Genomic DNA, 20,029 nt, shown 5'->3' on the forward strand with positions numbered 1-20,029 from the left:
CGCCTGTCATCCGGCCTGTCGCGCACGAACGCGCGTCCGCTCGAGGACAAGTCTCGCCAACACGAGATCCGGCGTTTCGAAGCCCTCGGTGAACCGGCTGTAAACAGCGCCGATGAGACCATGGGCTTTTCGGATCCGCCCCCGATCCATCCAAAGCCGCGCAAGCTCCAATCCCGCCCGCAGTTCGAACGACAGCGCGGATTGCCGCCCTGCCAGCGTCATCGCCTCCTCGAAAGATGCCATAGCCAGATCACGCTGTTGGGGCTCGCCGGACAAAAGGACCGAGCCTTTCGCCAGCAGCAGCGCCGGAAGGTGAAGAGGCCTGTTCGATTCGATCTGCGTGGCGATCGAACCGTCGATGAGAGCCAGCGCTTCCGCGGGCTCGCTTTGTCTAGCGAGACCGATCGCCATCTCGGAGACAAAATCGGTTACAAGCATTTCGTACCGGAGCGCCCGGAGCTTGTCCAAGCTGTTCCGCAAATGACACATGCCGTTCGCCGTCTGACCGACACGGACCAGATAACGTCCGCGAAGTCCCAGGGCGACGGCGTGAAACGGCTCCAATGAATATTTCTCGGAGGTGAGCTCGAGCGCGGAGAGATTCCGCTCGACCTCGCCCAAATCGTCGACCCAGAAATAGAGCGGCATCGTCAGAATAAGAGCACGACACAGGGCGATCGGATGATACGACTTCTCCGCCTCCTCGATCGCTCTTGCAGCGTAATTGGAGGCCCTTTCGAGATTGCCCGCGAACCAATGCGATCTGGTAAGATTGAACAGAGAAGTGGTGCGCAGATCAAACAAATATTGAGTTGCGTTGAACCGCCGGGAAGCCGGGGCCCCGTGTAGGGCCCGCTCCAGGTATTTCGGCGCGCGGACGTGATCCGCAAGCATGTAGTACGCCGATCCCAGCATCGAATCCGCAAGCGCAGCGTCTTCCGGACTTCCGGTCTTGCTCGCGACAGACTCCGCGCGCAGTGCAAGTTCAAGACTACTTGGCGCATCGATCGTACGATGAAAATACATCGAAAGCCCGCTGAGAAGGCGTACTTGCTGGTAGGTATCCTCCCGCTGCTCAGCGAACGCCAGCGCCGAATTGAAGGCATCGCGAACCCGCTGGCTATTCCCGGCAGTGAACATCAGCGACAAGGCAAGAGAGGCGTGGATCTCCATCTGATCGCGCGGGTCACAGCCCGTACCAATTCGATCAATCGCCCTCTCCATCCAATCCCGGCACTCCATGAAAAGCGACTTGGCCAGAAGCAACTGCGAGGCGGCGGCGGCGATCCGGATGGCAGCACCATCGTTCCCATCGGGACCAAAGGCCCATTCCAGCGCGGCACGGATATCTCCAAGATAGTGCTGGATCGTATCTGCCAGAGATTGTCCGTGTTCCAGATCGAAGAGGTTGCTGCGAGTGCCGTCCAGTGATCGGCTCAAATAACTCGCGTGACACGCCGCGACCCTATTATGTTCACCGCTTGCGGCGAGTTTCTCCAAGGCGTAGGAGCGCGTGGTGTCGAGCAATCGGTAAAGCATCCGCCGATAGCTGGGCCACGCCACAACGAGCGATTTGTTGACCAGGTTTTCGATCGCCCCCTCGATCTCAGACCGGCCAATTCCCTCCTGCTCCGCAACCGTACACGCTGCTTCCAGCGAAAAATGCCCGATGAAGATCGCGACACGGCGCAGCACGATTCGTTCTAGCTCGGACAAATGATCGTGGCTCCAATCCAGTGTTGCCTTGAGCGTCTGATGCCGCGGATTTGCGGTCCGGCGACCGAACTTCAGCAGATCGAGGCGAGACCCCAATCTTGCCACCGTACTTCTGACGCCGAATACGGCGGCCCTTCCAGCGGCGAGCTCGATGGCGAGCGCAATGCCGTCGAGCTTGCGGCAAATCTCGGCAACCAGAGGAGCTTCGTCGTCACTGAGCGAAAAGCTGCCGCGGCGAGCAATGACGCGCTCGGCGAACAACCTTGCTGCCGGATAGGCAAGCACCTCTGACGCGGTCGGCCGCGGCTGCTCCGGCGGGCAGTCCAATGGACAAAGACGAAGTACGCGTTCACCAGGAACGCGCAAGGTCTCCCTGCTGGTAGCGAGTACGTAGACGTCACTGGTATTCTGGAAAATATAGTCGGCGATCTCCGCGGTTCTCTCGATAAGATGCTCGCAACTGTCGAGAACGACGAGCGCCCTGCGGGCGCGCAGGAAATTGAGCAATGCCTCCCTCGAATCGACCAGCTGCGGGGAGAGCCCGACCGCGGAAAGGACAGCCCCGATGACTTGCTCCTTGTCGGTCACCATCGAAAGATCGACAAAAAATACAGACCCCCGAAAGTCGGCCAGCGCCCCGTGTGCCACAGACAGGGCAACCGTCGTCTTGCCGATGCCCCCTGCCCCCAGAATCGTGATCAGGCGATGCTCCGTCTGGAGCAAACGCTGAATCTCGAGGACCACGTTGTTGCGGCCTACCATGCGGCCCAATGCCGGCGGCAGGTTGGACGATCTCGAAGATGCGTCACCGCTGTCGCGGGCAGCCGGAAGCGCCGTAACCGCCGCTATGAAGCTGTACCCGCGGCCCTGGATGTTCGCGATATATTTGTTACCGAATTGACCATCACCCAGTGTCTTGCGCAGTCCCGATAGATGGACGCGAAGACTGCCTTCCTCGACGGTTACGTCAGGCCATGCCCTGGCGATCAGTTCGGACTTCGGGACGACGTCACCGGCGTTTTCGAGCAGGGCGAGCAGGATGTCGTAGGCCCTGCCACCCAAGGGAACGACCTGGTCCGCCTTGCTGAGAGACCGTTCAGCGACATTCAGCTCGAACGGGCCAAACCGAAGCCGGATTGCACTTGGTGAGCCGATTGGCTGGACTGACATGAATTATTCCGCCAAGACCGTCGACGATTTGGTTATCGCACCGTTCGCCGTCAGTCTTGCGCAAACGCACGTCAACCGATCAATTGTTAAACGAAACCCCTTTCAGCAACAAGCCTGTCACGGCGCCAAATTTGCGAGGCTTTCACGCCGGTGTGAACCGCTCAGCACCTGCCTGGCCATCCGCAGATCGAACGTCTCAAAATCCTCCTGAAACTTCGCGCAAGTCGCTTGCAGTGCCTGCCATGCGGCCTCTTTTCGCCCCGTCGACTCTTCGACAATCGCGAGGCTCGTCGCCGCCCTGAGCGCCCACGACAGGCTAGCTTGCCTGTTTGCAAGCTCGAATGCGCGGTGGAAGTATTGCCTGCCGACCGCCAATCCCTCGCCGCAGCTCAGCGCCAGCTCGCCTCTGATACGGTGTAGCTCCGGGCCGTACCATCGGCTTTCGTTGAGATCGATCTTCGCCCGCTCGAACACATCAAGCGCTTCCTTCGATCGGCCTGCCAGGGCCATGCACATCGCAAACTCCGCCTGCAAGAACCAGTCGAAAATTCCGTAGCGTGCCGCGGACAGTTTCTCGAGACCCTCGGCAAGCATAGCGGATGCAGCACTGATTTGGCCTCCTCGCCTGACTTCGTAGAGAGCCTGCATCCCGAGACCAAGCCCCTGATAGTTATGCAGAGCGAATTTAGCGGCATGGGTGACGAGCTCGTCCAGGAATGCCTCGGCTTCGCCGTCATCCGGATTTGTGAAATACGCGATGAGGCCCGCAAAGGTCAGCGCACCGCAAAGATTCACGGTCAGATTGGACTGGCGCGCCTCGGCGACGGCCATCTGGTTGAATCTTCGGGCCTGGTCCGGAGAGCCCCGCAACCACGCCAGGGTCGCAAGACCGGCTAGATTGTCGACCTTGCGATCATAGCCAAACCGCTTGATCAGCAATTGTCGTGCAGCCTCGTCATCACGATGCAGCGACAATTCCAGCAGGCCTTGTGCTTCCGCAATGCGGCCGACATGGTAGTATGCGATGCCCCGCATATAGTTTGCCGTCGCGACGGCGCCGATCCGGCCCGTTCCTTCCGAAAAGGTGCCGCCGCGGTCCGCCAGCGCGATCGCTTGCGGATAGTTCGGAACGCGCAACTCGTGTGCCCACAGCACAAGGACGGCGTCCATCTGATAGTCGACGTCCTGGAGGCCCTCGGCGAGAAGCAGCGCCTTGGCCCAGGTCGCGTATGATTTTTCCGTCATACCGCCTGTGAACATCACGCAACTCGCGAGGGCCGACTGGAGGACCATCTCCTTTCGCGTGCCAGAATTCGTATCATCGAGATGGCTAATGGCCTTTCTCATCCATTCCACGCATTCGGTGAGCAGCGCCATGCCCATCCAAGCGCTTGCCGACGCGGCCGCGAGTTCGACGCCGATTTTCATATCACCCGTTGCACAAAATGCCCAATTCAGCGCGGCCCTGAGATTATCGACCTCGATCCCGAGTGCCCTGGACCAACCCGAGGTGTCCATCGCGGCGCCCTGCTTGAACAGGTCGGTGAAATAAAGAGCGTGACGGCGACGAAAAAGGTCCTGCTCATCGCTCCTGGCCAGTCGTTGCAAGGCAAAGGCGCGCGTGGAGTCGAGCAAGCGCAACCGCCCGTCCTGCCCCTGAGCGGCAATCATCGATTTCGAACGAAGCTCCCAAACGCAATCCGATACATTTGCTTCATCCACCGCCGCGTCGGCGGCAACGGCGACTGCCGCTTCGATTGTGAATCCACCGGCAAAGACGCTGAGCCGATTCAAGATGCGCTTCTCTGCCTCGCCAAGTAGATCGTAGCTCCACTCCAACGTGGCATTCAACGTCTGATGCCTGGACGGGGCGGTTCGGCGCCCCGTCCATGAGAGGTTCAGTCGTTCGTCCAGCAGGCTTGCGGTCTTACCAAGGCCAAATATATCGACCCGGCAGGCCGCGAGTTCGACGGCCAAAGGTACGCCATCAAGCCGACGGCAGATTCTCGCGGCAATCGGCGCATCCGCATCCGTCAGCTCGAAGTGGCTTCTCACGGCCCGCACGCGATCGATCAGCAGTTGAACGGATGGGTAGCGCAGCATGTCCCGTGCGGACTGATTGCTGTCGTCCGGAGGACATTCAAGCCCACCGAGTTCGTAGACGTGCTCTCCCTCGACGCGCATGGCCTCCCGGCTGGTCGCAAGCAAATGCAATGTCGTGACACGGCGAACCAGTTCTTCCGCGACGGCCGCTGCTTCAGCGATCAGATGCTCGCAACAATCGAGCACGACCAGCGTTGGCCTTTGCCGCAAACGATCAATCAAGGCAGGTACGACATTGGCTGTCTGCACCGACATGCCGAGTGACGTGGCAATGGCTGGCGCGACGAGTGAAGAGTCGCCGAGCGCACTGAGGTCAATGAAGAGAGTCTGGCCGTCGAAAGCCGCGCCCATTTCATGGACAACTGCAATGGCTACCGTGGTTTTGCCGACGCCGCCAGGCCCAACGATCGTAACAAATTTCTGCTCGGCCAGCTTCGCCTTGATCTCGGCCACGGCGTCCTCTCGTCCAAGCATCCGCATCAAGCGCGCAGGCACTCGGGGCCTCGAAGGGTGCTTGGGATTCTCCGATACCTGTGAGTCACGTGAGGTGACCGGCACGACGAAGCTGTATCCCCGCCCAGGTATATTGGCGATATATCGCCTGCCAGGGTCGCTTTGATCGAGCGCCTTCCGCAGTGCCGAGATGTGGACACGCAAGCTGACTTGCTCCGCGCCTCTCTCCGGCCAAACACGCTCGATCAGGGTCCTCCTGCCGACGACTTTGGTTGCCTGCTCCACCAGGACGATGAGGAGATCCATGGCACGCGCGCCCAGCGGCACGACTTTCGCGTGGTTCGTCAAAAGTCTGTTTGTGATCGACAATTCAAACGGGCCGAAGCTCAGAACTGTCCCTTGCCGTCCGCTCATGGAGCATTCTCGTCCACGTCGGTTCCCGGGGCGGGATCGCAGGGGATTCCGCGCTCGCGTCGCCAGCTGGCTGGGCTCCGACCAAAGGCTTGTCGGAAGAGCCTGCATAGATGCGCCTGATCGGAAAAGCCTACGCTCAGGGCAATTTCACTCAGCGATGCCGCACTGGTCATCATGAGGTGGCAAGCTCTCTCCAGGCGTCTTCTCACCACGTAAGCATGTGGCGACTCCCCAACAGCCAGTTTGAACTTCCGGGAAAAATGCGCCGGGCTTCGACGTGCGACTGCGCTGAGATCCCGAATGTGAATGGTACGGTGCAGATTGCCGTCAATGTAGGCTCGCACGCGCAGGATCTGCCAGGCAGCCAGACCGCCCGTTGCGGTACCGTTCGCACCCGAATGCCGCTCGATCTCCGCTTGCAGGATGTGAGATGCCGTGGCCAGCGACAACCTGGCCGCGTCTCGATCACGTTCCAGCTCCCGTCTTGCCGTTTCAAGCAGCGTGGCCAGGCTGTTCGCAACCAGGCTGAACTGCTGGTCAGATGCCACGGATGGTTCTGGTGCGATAGCCGGAAGTCCTGCCATAGTCATTTCCTCGACGATCAGGCCGCCAGCCCCGGATCGACGAGAGAGTGCAGCAAGGGGACCCTCTTGGCTTGTTAAGTAGTGTTCTGAACAGTTAAATGAACAAATGCTCGCTTATTGGGCAAACGTTCGAAAACGAGAAAAACTCCTTTGTTCCCAAATAGATCGGCATGTAGAATCAGGAGTAGGCTGCTTACAAGCTTCGGTCTTCAAGGACCTTCAGATCGCTGGTTGAGTAGGAAAGTGAATAGCGAAATCCCGCCTCGATCCGCCTCGGCGCGAGCGCGTGGAGTTCTTCGCCGTTCGTTTCCGGAAAATTGAGTTCGCCCGTCCCGATCCAAGCGCCGGCAACGGTGAGATTGTCGGTGACCGACATCGCAAGCTCGTCGACCGCAGGGTTGTCCTGGCATCCGGCCGCCAGTCTCGGGAAGTACCTCAGCAACACCGTGGGGCGGGTGAGCAGGGACAGTCCGTCTTCGACCGGCTTGCGCAAGGTAACGCACGCTTCCGCAAGACGCTGGCCATGCGCCGACAGGCTGGCACCAAACCGGCCGCCGGGCGCGATCGGTGCCGCGGCGGGCCCTGAGGCCGCAAAGGAGCGCGTCTGAAAGATGCTGCCCATCTTCTTCGGAAATCCCTGTGTCCAACCGCGCGCCAGCGCTGCGTCATTGTCGACATAGATGTACGGACACCACATGATCGGTACGTCGCCATACACTGCGTCGACCAGAACAAACGCCTCACGATATTGATATCGGGCCGGCTCGAGGTGTTCGTCATCCTGAGCCGTGAACTGCCAATCCAGGAAGAGCATGACGGCGTGACCGTTCGACTCCGGATCCGGAGAAAGGCCACGCGGCAATGTCGCCGCTGTCGCGTCGGGGTCGGTCCAGAACTCGACCCCGACAGCATCGCCAGCATAGTGCCAGGGTGGCGGCGGAGTGAGAGCGGCCTGACCGAATGGCGACTTCGGAACTGTAAAGCCCTTCAGCATTCTCTTGTCCTGATGCATCACTTTCAGCACCGATGCTAACGGAACCAGCCCCGCTTGATTTGATTGAAATGCGCCGGCTTGTTGATTCCTGTCGCAATCCGGAACACGCCGGCTGCTACGCCGTCAGGTCCGCCAGAACCTCGATGTCGGTGACGGAATAAGAGAACGAGAACCGATATGCGCGTCCTACCTTGAGCGGACCCAGCATCTCCAATTCCTCTCCGTAGGCCTCCGGAAAATAGAGCTTACCCTCGCCGATCCAGATGTTTGTGATCAGAGAGTGATCCGAGACACATCGAACGAGTTCATCCACGGCCGGCTTGTCGTGCATTCCGGCGGAAAGCCGCGGAAAATACCGCCGCCCCACAATCCGGCGGTCGAGAAATCCGACAAGACGTTCAGCCTTTTCGCGCAAGGTGACGCTTGCCTGCACCAGCAAGCGGCCGTGCGCGGACATGCAAGCCGAAAATCTGCCATCATTGACCAGTGGTGCCGACGCCATGCTCGCTGCGGCAAAGGTGCGGGTCACATGCACCGTGCCAAACTTTCTCGGATAGCCCTGAATCCAGCCTCTCATCAATGCAGCGTCGTTGTCCACATAGCAGTAAGGGCACCACGCTATTCGGGCCCCCTTCCAGACCGCGTCGAGGAGAACGCTGAACCCGCGACACTGATATCTGGCCGGGTCCAGATACTCCTCATTCTGCGCCGTGAACTGATAGTCCGTAAAGAGTGCGACCGAGTGGCCTCGGCCTCGCTCATCTAGCTCCACACCCGACGGCAGGGTCTGCACCGATATATCGGGATCGTTCCAGAATTCCACCGCGAGCACGTCACCGGCGAAGTACCAGGGTGGCGGCGGGACCAATGCAGCAATCCCCCGAGGCGACCGAGGAGCCGTAAATCCCTTGAGCATGTCTTCGCCCCGCCAGCAGTCGATGTCAGGCGCATCATTCCAAGATCGAACACTAGCGTCTGCATTAAACTCGACGCTTGGATGAACGTGTGATGACTTGGCAGTTCGTGCGGCCCCGCCGTTGATACAAATCGACCCGAACCGAGCAGCTCCATACTGCCCGCTCTCCCACAAGTGCGTTCCCGGCCGCGGTAGGGTCGAAAGCTGCAAATGCTGACGTTTTGCGACAAGCCCGCGCTCCAGCCAGCGCGTATCGATGTCTGCTTGACGAGGCCGGCTATCGGCCTCGACCAATCAGCGCGAGACTCCTGATGAAAACGAAAACCTCAGACAGACGGACGCCACGGCAGTCGAGATCCCTGGCGCGGGGTATGTCCCTGTGCCCTGCTGGTCGCCACCGCCTGGCCCGCGCCCTCGTTCTCGCAAGGGACACCGGAACAGCGCGCGGCATGCACGCCCGACGCGTTCAGACTTTGCAGTGCGTTCATCCCAAATGCGGACGACATAGCGGTTTGTCTCAGAGAACGGAGCTCCGAACTCAGCGATGCTTGCAGGCAGGTGATCCAGGTCGAAATCACCCAAATGCCCGGCGCCGGGGATACCAATAGCACGCGCAAACGCACCACAAGATAGTCAGCTCGTAAGACGTTCATCCCTCAGCAATGTTCGACAGCGCGTGGGGGCAAATGCCTCTTGATCGACGAAGTCTGCAAGACCATCAAAATATACTGCGCGGGACGGCATGATCCATCGACAGCGCCCGCCCCGCGCCCCTCATCAATGTTGCATCCTCATGCTTATCGGCGCGCCCGACGGCATCATCATGTTCGCGTTCATGTCAGCTACAATCCACATTGTGCCGGCGATCACGACGAATACGATGAGAGCGCCAAAGGCGAGCGCGAGCACGTTGTTGGTGCTTTCCGGCCCGCTGCTGATGTGCAGGAAAAACACCAGATGAATGCCCATCTGGGCAATGGCGAGGACAGCGAGCCCGAGGAATACGCCGCCTGGCCAGATCAGCGTCGTGTTTGCAACCCAGAACGATGTGGCCGTAAGAGCAACTGCCACAAATAGCCCGATCGTGTAGACGAGAAACTCGGATGGAGCCGATGCGTCCATCTCGCGGCTTGGCCTGTCTCCGGGTGCGCGTTCGTATTGAGCTTCGGTCATGGGCTTACTCCCATCAGATAAACCACCGTGAATACCCCGACCCAAACGATGTCGAGCGCGTGCCAGAACAAAGAGAAGCAGAGCAGTCTGCGCTGCACCCTCGCGGCGAATCCGAATACCGCCACCTGCACCATCATCACGGTCAGCCAGATTAGTCCAAGCGCAACGTGCAGGCCGTGGCATCCGACAAGCGTGAAGAATGCGGACAGAAACGCACTCCGCTGCGGCGCTGCACCGATGGCTATCATGCTCAGGAATTCGCGAATCTCGAGACCAAGAAATATGGCTCCGAGTACGAACGTGATCAGCGCTCCCAGATAGGTCCCGAAATAGCGGCGCGAATTCACCGCCAAGGACATCAGCCCGCAAGCGTAGCTCGAAAAGAGAAGGCAGGCCGTCTCGATCGCGACAGTCGTCTGATTGAACAGCTGGGCGCCAGTCGGCCCGCCAGCTGTGGAGCGCACGAGAACCGCGTAGCTCGCGAAGAGCGCGGCAAACATGATGATGTCACTCAGCAGGAAGATCCAGAAACCATAGGCGACCACGATCCTCTTTGGAGCAGGTCCCGCTTCGCTTGCACTTGGCGGTGCGTCTTGCGGAAGCTGATCAATTGCGACGGCGATATTCATGCTGCAACTCCTGCCTGGTGGGATCGTACGAACCGGGCGATCTCCTCGGCTGGCACCTCAATTTCGTTGTGGCGGCGGAATGCGAAGGCAAGCAACGTCATGAATGCGCCGAACACTCCGACGCCGGCCAACCACCAAATGTGCCAGATGAGCGCAAAGCCGATGACGACGGCAAAGAAGGCAGTAACAAAGCCGGTGGCGCTGTTCTTCGGCATTTCGACGGGCTCGTATTGGCGGGTCGGCGTCGGCTCGTCCTTGGTCGCTTGCGCGCGGTTCTTGCTGCTCCAGAACGCGTCCAGTCCGGCGACCTTGGGCTGGAATGCAAAGTTCCACGCCGGCGGCGGCGATGCCGTCGCCCATTCGAGCGTGCGGCCGTTCCACGGATCGCCGGTCACGTCGCGCAGCTCCTCGCGATTGCGGATCGACACGACAAGCTGCACGACTTGGCAAACGACGCCGACCAGAATGATAGCAGTGCCGAATGCCGCCGCTATCAACCACGGCTGCCAGGACAAATTGTCGTAATGCTGCATGCGCCGGGTCATGCCCATCAGGCCCAGCACGTAGAGCGGCATGAAGGCGACATAAAAGCCGACGAGCCAGCACCAGAACGAGGCTTTGCCCCAGCGTTCGTCGAGCTTGAATCCGAATACCTTGGGGAACCAATAATTGTACCCCGCCATCACGCCGAACACGACGCCGCCGATGGCGACGTTGTGGAAGTGCGCGACCAGGAACACGCTGTTGTGCAGCTGGAAGTCGGCCGGAGGCACCGCCATGAGCACGCCGGTCATGCCGCCGATGACGAACGTCACCATGAAGCCAATCGACCACAGCACCGGCACCGAGAACCGAACCCGGCCGCCGTACATCGTGAACAGCCAGTTGAAGACTTTCGCGCCCGTCGGCAACGCGATGATCATGCTCATGACACCGAAGAAGCCGTTGACGTTCGCGCTGGCACCCATTGTGAAAAAGTGATGCAGCCAGACCAGGAAGGAGAGGATACAGATGGCCATCGTCGCGGCCACCATCGAGCGATAGCCGAACAACGGCTTGCCGGAGAAGGTCGCCATCACTTCCGAAAATACGCCAAAGGCGGGCAGGATCAGGATGTAGACTTCGGGGTGCCCCCATACCCAGAACAGGTTGGAGTACAGCATCTGATTGCCCTGGCCTTCAAGGGTGAAGAAGTGAAAGCCGAGATAGCGATCGAGCGCCAGCATCGCAAGCGTCGCGGTCAGGACCGGAAAAGCCGCAACAATGAGCAGGTTAGCGGCAAGCGCGGTCCAGCAGAAGACCGGCATGCGCATATAGCTCATCCCTGGCGCCCGCATTTTGAGGATCGTCGTGACGAAGTTGATGCCCGCCAGCAAGGTGCCGATACCGGAGATTTGCAGCGACCAAAGATAGTAGTCGACGCCGACGCCGGGCGAGTATTGCATTTCGCTCAGTGGGGGATAACCCCACCAGGTGGCTTTTGAGAACTCACCGACCGCCAGCGAGATGTTGACCAGCAACGCTCCCGAGGCAGTCAGCCAGAAGCTGACCGAGTTGAGCGTGGGAAATGCGACATCGCGAACGCCAAGTTGCAACGGTACTGCGAAGTTCATAAGTCCGACCACGAACGGCATTGCCATGAACAAAATCATGATCGTGCCGTGCGCCGAAAAAATCTGATTGAAATGCTCGGGCGGCAGATATCCTTGTGCACCGCCGGCTGCGAGCGCCTGCTGCGCGCGGATCATGATCGCATCACTGAAACCGCGCAGCATCATGACGAGCGCCAGTATGCAATACATGGCGCCTATCCGCTTGTGGTCGACCGAGGTGAGCCATTCGCGCCACAGATAGAGCCAGGCTCCCTTCGCCGTGACGAATCCGAGAACAACCAGAACGACCAGCACCATGAAGGCCGTGGCGCCCATGATGATCGGCTCATGGAGGGGGATCGCGTTCCAATCAAGCTTACCAAGGAGATTCATCGCTCTGCCCTCTGCGACGTTGAACAAGTTGATAGGGAGGAGCCTTGCGTGCGCAAGCCAGCGTCTACGATGCTGCTGAACAGATCGGGGGCGACGGCACGATAGGTGAACGGCACGACCGCCTTGCTCGGCTTGACCAGGTCGGCATAAGACTGTTTATCGAGTTCCGAACCGGTTTCACGAGCCTGGCGAACCCATTGCGCAAATCCGTCGTCCGTCACCGCATCGACCGTAAAGCGCATGTCGGGAAAGCCTTCCCCGCTGAACATGGCGGATACCCCTGCATAGGTTCCGAGATGATCCGCTTGCAGGTGAAGGCGCGTCGCCATTCCCGACATAGTGTAGATTTGGCTACCGAGCTGAGGCACGAAAAAGCTGTTCATGACGCTCGATGAGGTCAGTTCGAAGCTGATCGGCGTGTCAACCGGCACGACCAGCTTGTTGACGCTCGCGATCCCCTGCTCGGGATAGATGAACAGCCACTTCCAGTCGATTGAGACGACCTGAATACTGACAGGCTTGACCATTGAGCTAATCGGCTTGCCCGGATCGAGGTCGTGCGCGCCGACCCATGCGACGCCGCCGACCAGGAGCACCGTCATCGCAGGGACGGACCAGACCAGCAATTCAAGTCGTCCGGAGTATGTGAAATTTGGCCGATAGCGCGCACGCTCATTCGATGCACAAAACCAGAAAGCAACGCCAAGCGTGGCAATAATTACCGGGATCACGATGGCCAGCATGATGCCAAGCGCGTTGAGCAGAATTTGCCGCTCAGCGAAGGCAATTGGCCCTTTCGGGTCGAGCACGCCTTCTGTACAGCCACCGAGTGTCGCGACGCCGATCAGGACGGCGGCAAGTAGACCGTATCGCATGTCAGACCTCGCTGAAGTTGACGGGGCGGCACACCGCGCGGTCGGCGCCTGAATGCAGTACGGCATGTACCGGGACGCCGCAGCCACCATCCGATGATCGGCCGCCACCATCCGATAATCGCATGGGGGGCCGGAACGGGCCATTTCCGCAGTCGATTAGGAGGCCCGCAAACAGCGCGAACAAATAGACGATCGAGAACACGAATAGCCGGTGCGCCGCGCGCCGATCGGCCTTGATGCTCCCGTTCAGTCGGCGCGCAAGCAGAAGGAACAACGCTCCGCAGATCGCAGCGATCGCGCCATAGATCGCGCCCGCAAACCCAAGTACACAGGGCAGCTCCGAGGCCAGAACCAGCAAGCCGCTGTAGATCAGGATCTGGCGCGTCGTTGCGGCGCGTCCCGCGACGACCGGCAACATCGGCACGCCCGCACGCGCATAATCGTCGGTACGATTGAGCGCGAGAGCCCAGAAATGCGGCGGCGTCCAGAGGAAAATAATGAGGAACAGCGCCAGCGGCTCGAGCCCGACGTTTCCGGTTGCCGCGGCCCAGCCGATCACGGGAGGCAGCGCGCCGGCGGCGCCGCCGATGACGATGTTCTGTGGCGTAGCCCGCTTCAGCCACGCGGTGTACGCGACGATATAGAAGAGGATGGTGCCGGCCAACAGTGCGGCCGCCGCGAGATTCGTTGCCAAGGCGAGACCCCCCACGGCAAACCCGGACAGAACGAGACCAAAGACGAACGCCTCGAATCGGGAGATTTTGCCCCGCGGGATCGGCCGCATTGCGGTGCGGGTCATGATCGCGTCAATATCGGCATCATACCACATGTTGAGCACGCCGGCAGCCGCAGCTCCCGCGGCGATGGCCAGAACCGCGGCAAGGGTGGTTAGTGGACCGAGTCGGACGGGAGCGCAGCTCAATCCCACGAGCGCGGTGAAGATCGCAAGCATCATCACACGCGGCTTTGTGAGAGTGATGAAGTCGGAGACAAACCGATACCCGGCAAGTAGCCCGGCCGAACGAGAAGATAAAACGGTGCGCCCTCGTCTTTCCCCGAGCTGGCCCACAATTGATTTGACGTTCATCCTGCTGCTCCAGGGTCCTTCAAGGATAGCCGCGGTGCTCAGTTCGAATTGCGTGCATCGAATATGCATCGCCACCGTCGCCTGCGATTGAACGCGGCTGCTCGATTGGGGCCAATCATGCTCCAAACTGTTGGCTGAGTAGCTTCCAACGACGCACGTCGCGATCGCACGATTTGGGATTGTTGAGCACGTTTCAACAAGCGTGCTGCCCCAGCTCTTACTAAAGCTGATCCTCTAAAGCTGATCCTCGTTCGAATATCCGCACCTGACGGAGACTATCGATGAAGAGACCTTTGCTCTGCCTGCTTGCAGTCGCCTGCCTCGTCACCTCGGCATCCCTGGCGCGGGCGCGTTCCGCCTATGATGGCTCCTGGGATCTTAACTTCGTCACGCAAAGTGGCACATGCGATCCCGCCTATAACTTCACCGTCAATATTTCCGACGGCATTGTGACCCATCCCAATCTGGTAAAATTCAGGGGGTATGTCGCCAGATCCGGTTCCGTTCGTGCTTCGGTAACGGTCCACGACAAATTCGCTTCCGGCACGGGCAGGCTGTCTGCGACCTCGGGCGGTGGAAGATGGAGCGGCCACGCGGGAAGCGCGCGATGCACCGGCTACTGGACCGCGCAGCGCAACTGACGAATTTGGAAACGTACCCGACGAGCTCCGGGGCACTGACGTACGAGGCGGCATTAAAGACCACCGCGCTGGCCGCCACACTGCTGTTTGCTCACGGGCAGACCACCGAACGAACGGTTGCCGCGGCCGAGCGGCTCGGGCACGCGCTCGGCGTGCCGGTCAAGGTGCTACCCTACTGGGGCGAAATCACCGTCCAACTCGACGGCGCGCCGATCTCGCAAATCGTCCCTGCCAAGCCGCTCGGCGTCGACATGGGCCGGGTGCTGGCCGTCACGACGGTGATCGATCGGATCTGCGACGGAAAATTGCCGGCCGAGGCCGCGCAGTCGGCGCTTGAACAGGCCGGCCGGCTGCCGCCGGCTTCTACACCGCGCTTCACGCTATTCGCCGCCATTGGCGCAGCTTCGCTTGGCGTCATCTTCGGTGCGCTCGATGCGGTGAGCCTGGTGCTGATCGCTGCCAGCGCCACCTTTGGCGCACTGGTCCGCCGCCGGCTGTCCGGCCTCAGCAGCAACCCGCTGATCCAGCCGCTGTGCGCCGCGTTGATTGCGGGTGTCGTGGCCGCTGCCGCCAGCCGTTTCCAGCTTTCGGTTGCAACGGCGCTGGTCGCCTTCTGTCCCTGCATGGTACTGGTCCCCGGTCCGCATATCCTCAACGGTGCCATCGACCTCGCTCGGACGCGCATCGCTTTGGGAATCGCACGCCTCGCCTATGCCGGCGTCATCGTGCTCCTGATCTGCGCCGGCGGCCTGTTCGGGTTCACGGTGGTCGGCGCAAACCTCGCGATAGCGCAATCCTCTCCGCCGGTGCCGTTGGTGATGGATGTGATAGCGGCAGGATGCGCCGTTGCCGCCTTCGGCACTTTCTTCTCGATGCCGTGGCGTCTGCTGGCGTTCCCGATCTTGATCGGCATGGTCGCGCATGCCGCACGCTGGGCGCTGATCTCCTTCGCCGGGGGAAGTGCCCCGACCGGAGCGCTCGTCGCCTGCATGTTCGTCAGCGTCGTCGCGACGCCAGTCGCCGAGCGCCTGCATCTGCCTTTCGCCGCCGTCGCCTTCTCCGCCGTTGTCTCCTTGATGCCGGGCTTTTTCCTGTTCAACGCCGCTACGGGCCTCGTCGAATTGGTCTCGATCGGGCCGGCCGCCCCAGCGGCTTTGCTGACGAGCATCGCCACCAATGGCGCCACCGCATTTCTGATCATCATGGCCATGACCTTCGGGCTGATCCTGCCGCGCATGCTGTTCGAGCGCGTAGCACCCTCCCCGGCATGATGAGGCACGATCGTTCAACGTACCGCAGCGCGGTCCAAGAACGACCTGAAGCCCCGCTGTACCAATGCTGATCGGGCGGCTGGCCCCAAAGAGCGTCGGTGCATCCATGACTACAGTTCTGACCAAATCGTTCCCGCCAGAAGCGCTCCCGGCAGCAAAGGCTGTTCCGGGCAAGAAACGCGTCTTGATCGTCGGCGGTGGCTTTGCCGGTATCGCGGCGGCGCGCGCACTCAAGCGAGCCGACGTCCAAATCACGCTGATCGACCGGCGCAATCATCATATCTTTCAGCCACTGCTGTATCAAGTTGCTACGGCAGTGCTGTCACCCGCCGAAATAGCGGCACCGATCCGTCAGCTCGAGGCCAAACAGAGGAACCTCAGCGTGTTGCTGGCCGAGGTCAAGGGCATCGATCTCGGAGCTCGTGTCGTCGAGACCATTTGCCCGGGCGTTAGTAACCGAAAACTCGAATACGACTTCCTGGTAATCGCCACCGGAATGCGTCCGAGCTATTTCGGTCATGACGAGTTCGCGCGGTTCGCGCCGGGCCTCAAGAGCCTCAACGACGCTGAAACGATCCGAACCAAAATCCTGAGCGCATTCGAACTCGCCGAGTCGACCGATGACTCGAAAGAGCGGGCTCGGCAGATGACCTTTGTGTTGGTGGGCGGTGGCCCGACCGGCGTCGAGCTGGCCGCCTCGATCGCTCAACTGGTCTCGGTGACCCTGCGCAACAATTTTCGCAGGATCGACCCTGCCAAGAGCCGAATTCTGTTGCTGGATGGCGGTGCGCGTATTCTGCCGACCTTTGCAGAGTCGCTGTCACGAAAGGCAGCCAAGCGGCTAACCAAGCTCGGGGTTGAAGTATCGACGGGTGTAAAGGTCGAGAAGGTTGACGAACAGGGCGTGATCGCAGCCGGCGACCGGATTCCCAGCGCCACCGTGCTTTGGACCGCGGGCGTCAGCGCCTCGCCGGTTGTGAAGATGCTGGGGACCACCACGGACCGCGCCGGCCGCGCATTGGTTGGCGCTTTCATGGACATCCCCGAGGCGCCCAACGTGTTTGTGGCGGGCGACACAGCCGCGATGACCCAGGATGGTCACCCCGTCCCCGGTGTGGCGCAGGCTGCCATTCAACAGGGAAGGTTTGTCGGCCATCTCATTGCCAACCGCGTCAGGGGACGCAAGGATGGTCGACCGTTCCGGTACCGCAACAAAGGCAGTATGGCGGTGGTCGGCAAGAATTTTGCGATCCTCGAGGCGGGCCATTTGCGCACAAGCGGGTTCCTGACCTGGCTGGTGTGGGCCGCGCTGCACGTGCTTGCGCTGCCGCAGCTCCAGAACCGGTTTCGCGTTCAAACGCAATGGTTCTGGTCTTATCTGTCGGGGCAACGGAGCTCACGGCTGATTTCCGAAGGGCCGCGATCGTCCGCGCCGTAAAGTAATAGTTAGCCTCGGCAACTATCGCTCCGAGCAGCAGATTGCGGACCGCACCTGTGGACGTCTCCATCATCTCCGCACTCGCGGCCCTCACCGGCGCAGCCGTTGGCGGCTTGACGAGCGGAATGGCCGCTTGGCTGAACCACCGAAGCCAGGTCCGCGTCGAGTGGGCTCTGCACGAGAAGAGCCGTCGGCAGACCCTTTACAGGGATTTCATCGAAGACGCCGCCAAATGCTACATTGATGCGCTCCAGCACGATGAAGCCGACATTCCCGGTCTCGTCAGCCTGTATGCGAGGCTGAGCGCGATGCGGGCGGTGTCTTCGAAGAAGGTGGTTCAGCAGGCCGACGATGTTGTCCGAAAAATTCTGGATGCCTATCTGGAGCCCGACAAGAGCTTCGTCGAACTGCGCGAAATGGCCATCGATGGCACGATCGATCTGTTGCGAGGCTTCAGCGAGGTGTGCCGCGACGAATTCGAAGAAATGAGACCGATGCAATTTTGAGCCTCGGCCGCGCGATTTAAATCGACGGGCAGGGCGGTGCCTGTGCCCAAGCGATCAGCGCCGGGCCTGGAGCGCACGAATCAAGGCCGCGATCAATCTTTGATCCGTGTCAAGACCGTCAGCCACGACGACCGTTGTCCCGCCGATGCCCCCTGGACGAAGCAACGTGACGAATCGTCCCTGTCGAATCCAGTTACGAACCTCAGCCTCCGTCACCTCGCGACCAATCAGCATTGGCCGGTGCGCAGTGAGTCTTCCTTGGAAATCGGGACTATGGCTCCCGCCGTTCTTGCCATCCCCAAGTCCGACAACGGCGCCGACGAACGAATAGCCCCGTCCCTTGATATTGGCGACGTATCGGTTCCCAAATCGGCCGTCGCCAAGCGCCTTGCGGATGGCGGCCACGTGGACCCGTAGACTCCCTTCCTCAACGGTTACGTCCGGCCAGACGTGATCCATCAACTCTTGCTTCGCGATGACCTCACCTGGGCGGTCGACGAGATAAATCAAAATATCCAACGCCCGATCCCCGAGGGGCAGCACTTGACCATCGCGCCGGAGCACTCTCTCGCGGGTCGAAAGTTCAAAAGGACCAAACCCCAGCTTCCTGTGAACGGCGGTGCAATTCGTGCGTGTCGACCAAACGTTGGACTTCGGTCGTTCCATAATCATCACCAGAGACTTTGGTTGGGTCGATTCGAGTTCAGAGACGATCATCAAGGCTGCGCGGCACTACAACCGGATCGCGCGGCTCAGCGTGACCCGCCGGCCTCGCGCCCAATTGGGCGAGATTGAGCAAGATCGAAATCAGGATGACCGGGAGCATGTCGCCGCGGGCAAAAGCGACGCTCGCCGCGATGAGAATGGCCTTCAGATTGGCCAATATTGCGAGCGCCTTTGACATTGGTCCACCTCGCTTTCTCTTTCGGGCCGCCTCAGATCCAACATAACCCCCTTGAATCGCCGCGATTAGCCCACATTTCCTTGAATGATCTTTGTGTTCTTCGAGGAAATCGATGGACCTTTTCGGCGCGCTCGGAATCCTGGTCCGCGTGGTGGAGACGGGCTCGTTTTCGGCCGTCGCCCGAGAGCGCGAGCTCAGCCAGGCTGCGGTCGCCCGCCAGGTCTCGCAGCTGGAGGAACATTTTGGGGTCCGCCTCTTTCACCGCACGACGCGAAAGCTCAGCCTGACTGACGATGGCGAGATGCTGCTCGGTCTGGCCCGGCCGGTGCTGGACGGTGTTGACGGGTTGGAAGCAGCGCTCGGCCGGCAGAGCGCCTCGCCTGTCGGGCTCGTGCGTGTGGGTATCACGGTGGCGGCCAGCCACCTTCTCGCGGAACGTCTCCCGACCTTGCTCATTGATCATCCGCGGCTGAAGGTCGAGCTCGTGGTGAGTGATCGGCAGGGCGACCTGGTCGAAGAGCGGCTCGACCTGGCCATGCGCGTCGGCGAGATCAAGGATGCGTCACTGGTGGCACGCCGGAGCGGAATCGCCGAGCGCGTTGCCGTGGCAGCGCCAAGTTACATCAAGCGACACGGCGAACCATCCAGTCCCGCCGATCTCGCAAACCACACCTGCATTCTGCACAGCGTCGGACCGAATTCGGACGTCTGGACCTTTGCTATGCAAGACGGCCACAAGGATTTTCTGGTGTCGGGTGGATTTCTCGCCAACGACGTTCGGGCGGTGCATCTAGCCGCTCGCGCCGGATACGGCATCGCCTATCTCGCTCTGTTTGACGTTTTCGATGACCTGCGCAGCGGCAGGCTGGTTCGCATATTGAGAGACTTTCCAGCGCCGGGAGTACCGTACAGCCTGGTCTACCCATCACGACGGCACCTCGCGCCACGCACGCGCCTTGTAATCGACTTCATCTGGGAGCAGCTTCACCAAGTCCAGGCGGAGCTTGCAACGGCATACGATGAGGCGCGCACCGCCTAAGCGTGGCAATCATTCGCCGGGTATCATCTGACACGGCGACCAAGGACCGCAGAGTGCGGCTTAATCAGCGACCAGTCGTCGTGCGCGATCCGCTTTACGCGAGCGGCCCACCTTCGAAAACGTCAGACGCG

At 60.5% G+C, this 20,029-nt stretch carries 17 protein-coding genes; 5 read left to right on the forward strand and 12 right to left on the reverse strand.

Annotated features, from left to right (window positions below):
* Window positions 1-6: 6 nt before the first annotated feature.
* The 10 genes from ACVILL_RS37445 to ACVILL_RS37490 all read right to left on the reverse strand — a co-directional run bounded on the left by ACVILL_RS37445 (window position 7) and on the right by ACVILL_RS37490 (window position 14,099).
* Entirely contained in the window at window positions 7-2,886 is a 2,880-nt protein-coding gene (locus ACVILL_RS37445; RefSeq protein WP_456733612.1) for an ATP-binding protein, read from the reverse strand.
* 117 nt (window positions 2,887-3,003) lie between these two features.
* Window positions 3,004-5,856, reverse strand: a complete 2,853-nt coding sequence (locus ACVILL_RS37450) for an ATP-binding protein (RefSeq protein ID WP_456733613.1) — start codon at window positions 5,854-5,856, stop codon at window positions 3,004-3,006.
* Window positions 5,853-6,440 (reverse strand): helix-turn-helix domain-containing protein, encoded by a 588-nt coding sequence (locus tag ACVILL_RS37455; protein ID WP_456733614.1) that lies wholly within the window; start codon window positions 6,438-6,440, stop codon window positions 5,853-5,855. Before ACVILL_RS37455 ends, ACVILL_RS37450 begins: the two co-directional genes overlap by 4 nt.
* A 193-nt stretch (window positions 6,441-6,633) precedes the next feature.
* Window positions 6,634-7,434, reverse strand: a complete 801-nt coding sequence (locus tag ACVILL_RS37460; protein WP_456733615.1) for an acetoacetate decarboxylase family protein — start codon at window positions 7,432-7,434, stop codon at window positions 6,634-6,636.
* 115 nt (window positions 7,435-7,549) lie between these two features.
* Window positions 7,550-8,644, reverse strand: coding sequence for an acetoacetate decarboxylase family protein (locus ACVILL_RS37465; RefSeq protein ID WP_456733616.1), 1,095 nt, complete (start codon window positions 8,642-8,644; stop codon window positions 7,550-7,552).
* 483 nt (window positions 8,645-9,127) lie between these two features.
* On the reverse strand, window positions 9,128-9,523 hold the full coding sequence (cyoD, locus tag ACVILL_RS37470) for a cytochrome o ubiquinol oxidase subunit IV (protein WP_456733617.1): 396 nt from the start codon (window positions 9,521-9,523) through the stop codon (window positions 9,128-9,130).
* Window positions 9,520-10,152: a cytochrome o ubiquinol oxidase subunit III gene (gene cyoC, locus ACVILL_RS37475; RefSeq protein WP_456733618.1), complete on the reverse strand. Its 633-nt coding sequence runs from the start codon at window positions 10,150-10,152 to the stop codon at window positions 9,520-9,522. The genes cyoD and cyoC overlap by 4 nt, the downstream gene beginning before the upstream one ends.
* Window positions 10,149-12,137: a cytochrome o ubiquinol oxidase subunit I gene (gene cyoB, locus ACVILL_RS37480; protein WP_456734450.1), complete on the reverse strand. Its 1,989-nt coding sequence runs from the start codon at window positions 12,135-12,137 to the stop codon at window positions 10,149-10,151. Before cyoB ends, cyoC begins: the two co-directional genes overlap by 4 nt.
* The gene (cyoA, locus tag ACVILL_RS37485) at window positions 12,134-13,012 is read right to left on the reverse strand and encodes a ubiquinol oxidase subunit II (protein WP_456733619.1); all 879 of its coding nucleotides are present in this window, start codon (window positions 13,010-13,012) and stop codon (window positions 12,134-12,136) included. The genes cyoB and cyoA overlap by 4 nt, the downstream gene beginning before the upstream one ends.
* Before the next feature lies 1 nt (window position 13,013).
* Window positions 13,014-14,099 (reverse strand): heme o synthase, encoded by a 1,086-nt coding sequence (locus ACVILL_RS37490; protein WP_456733620.1) that lies wholly within the window; start codon window positions 14,097-14,099, stop codon window positions 13,014-13,016.
* Window positions 14,100-14,380: 281 nt separating this feature from the next.
* Here ACVILL_RS37490 and ACVILL_RS37495 point away from each other — a divergent pair, with 281 nt between their 5' ends.
* The 4 genes from ACVILL_RS37495 (at window position 14,381) to ACVILL_RS37510 (ending at window position 17,955) form a co-directional block, all read left to right on the forward strand.
* Window positions 14,381-14,740: a hypothetical protein gene (locus ACVILL_RS37495; RefSeq protein ID WP_456733621.1), complete on the forward strand. Its 360-nt coding sequence runs from the start codon at window positions 14,381-14,383 to the stop codon at window positions 14,738-14,740.
* Complete coding sequence (locus tag ACVILL_RS37500; protein ID WP_456733622.1) at window positions 14,707-16,011, forward strand: threonine/serine ThrE exporter family protein; 1,305 nt, start codon at window positions 14,707-14,709, stop codon at window positions 16,009-16,011. Before ACVILL_RS37495 ends, ACVILL_RS37500 begins: the two co-directional genes overlap by 34 nt.
* 106 nt (window positions 16,012-16,117) lie before the next feature.
* Window positions 16,118-17,449, forward strand: a complete 1,332-nt coding sequence (locus ACVILL_RS37505; protein WP_456733623.1) for an NAD(P)/FAD-dependent oxidoreductase — start codon at window positions 16,118-16,120, stop codon at window positions 17,447-17,449.
* 56 nt (window positions 17,450-17,505) lie between these two features.
* Window positions 17,506-17,955 carry a hypothetical protein gene (locus ACVILL_RS37510; RefSeq protein WP_456733624.1) on the forward strand — a complete coding sequence of 150 codons (450 nt, stop codon included), beginning with the start codon at window positions 17,506-17,508 and terminating at the stop codon, window positions 17,953-17,955.
* Window positions 17,956-18,009: 54 nt separating this feature from the next.
* On the opposite strand, the gene ACVILL_RS37515 is transcribed toward ACVILL_RS37510, so the two are convergent.
* Window positions 18,010-18,672 carry a winged helix-turn-helix domain-containing protein gene (locus ACVILL_RS37515; RefSeq protein WP_456733625.1) on the reverse strand — a complete coding sequence of 221 codons (663 nt, stop codon included), beginning with the start codon at window positions 18,670-18,672 and terminating at the stop codon, window positions 18,010-18,012.
* Complete coding sequence (locus tag ACVILL_RS37520; protein ID WP_456733626.1) at window positions 18,659-18,838, reverse strand: hypothetical protein; 180 nt, start codon at window positions 18,836-18,838, stop codon at window positions 18,659-18,661. The genes ACVILL_RS37515 and ACVILL_RS37520 overlap by 14 nt, the downstream gene beginning before the upstream one ends.
* Window positions 18,839-18,971: 133 nt before the next feature.
* On the opposite strand from ACVILL_RS37520, the gene ACVILL_RS37525 reads away from it, so the two are divergent.
* A complete protein-coding gene (locus ACVILL_RS37525; RefSeq protein ID WP_456733627.1) occupies window positions 18,972-19,898 on the forward strand; it encodes a LysR family transcriptional regulator in 927 nt (308 codons plus the stop codon).
* Window positions 19,899-20,029 lie beyond the last annotated feature (131 nt).

The sequence above is a fragment of the Bradyrhizobium sp. USDA 3364 genome (genome assembly GCF_054056355.1).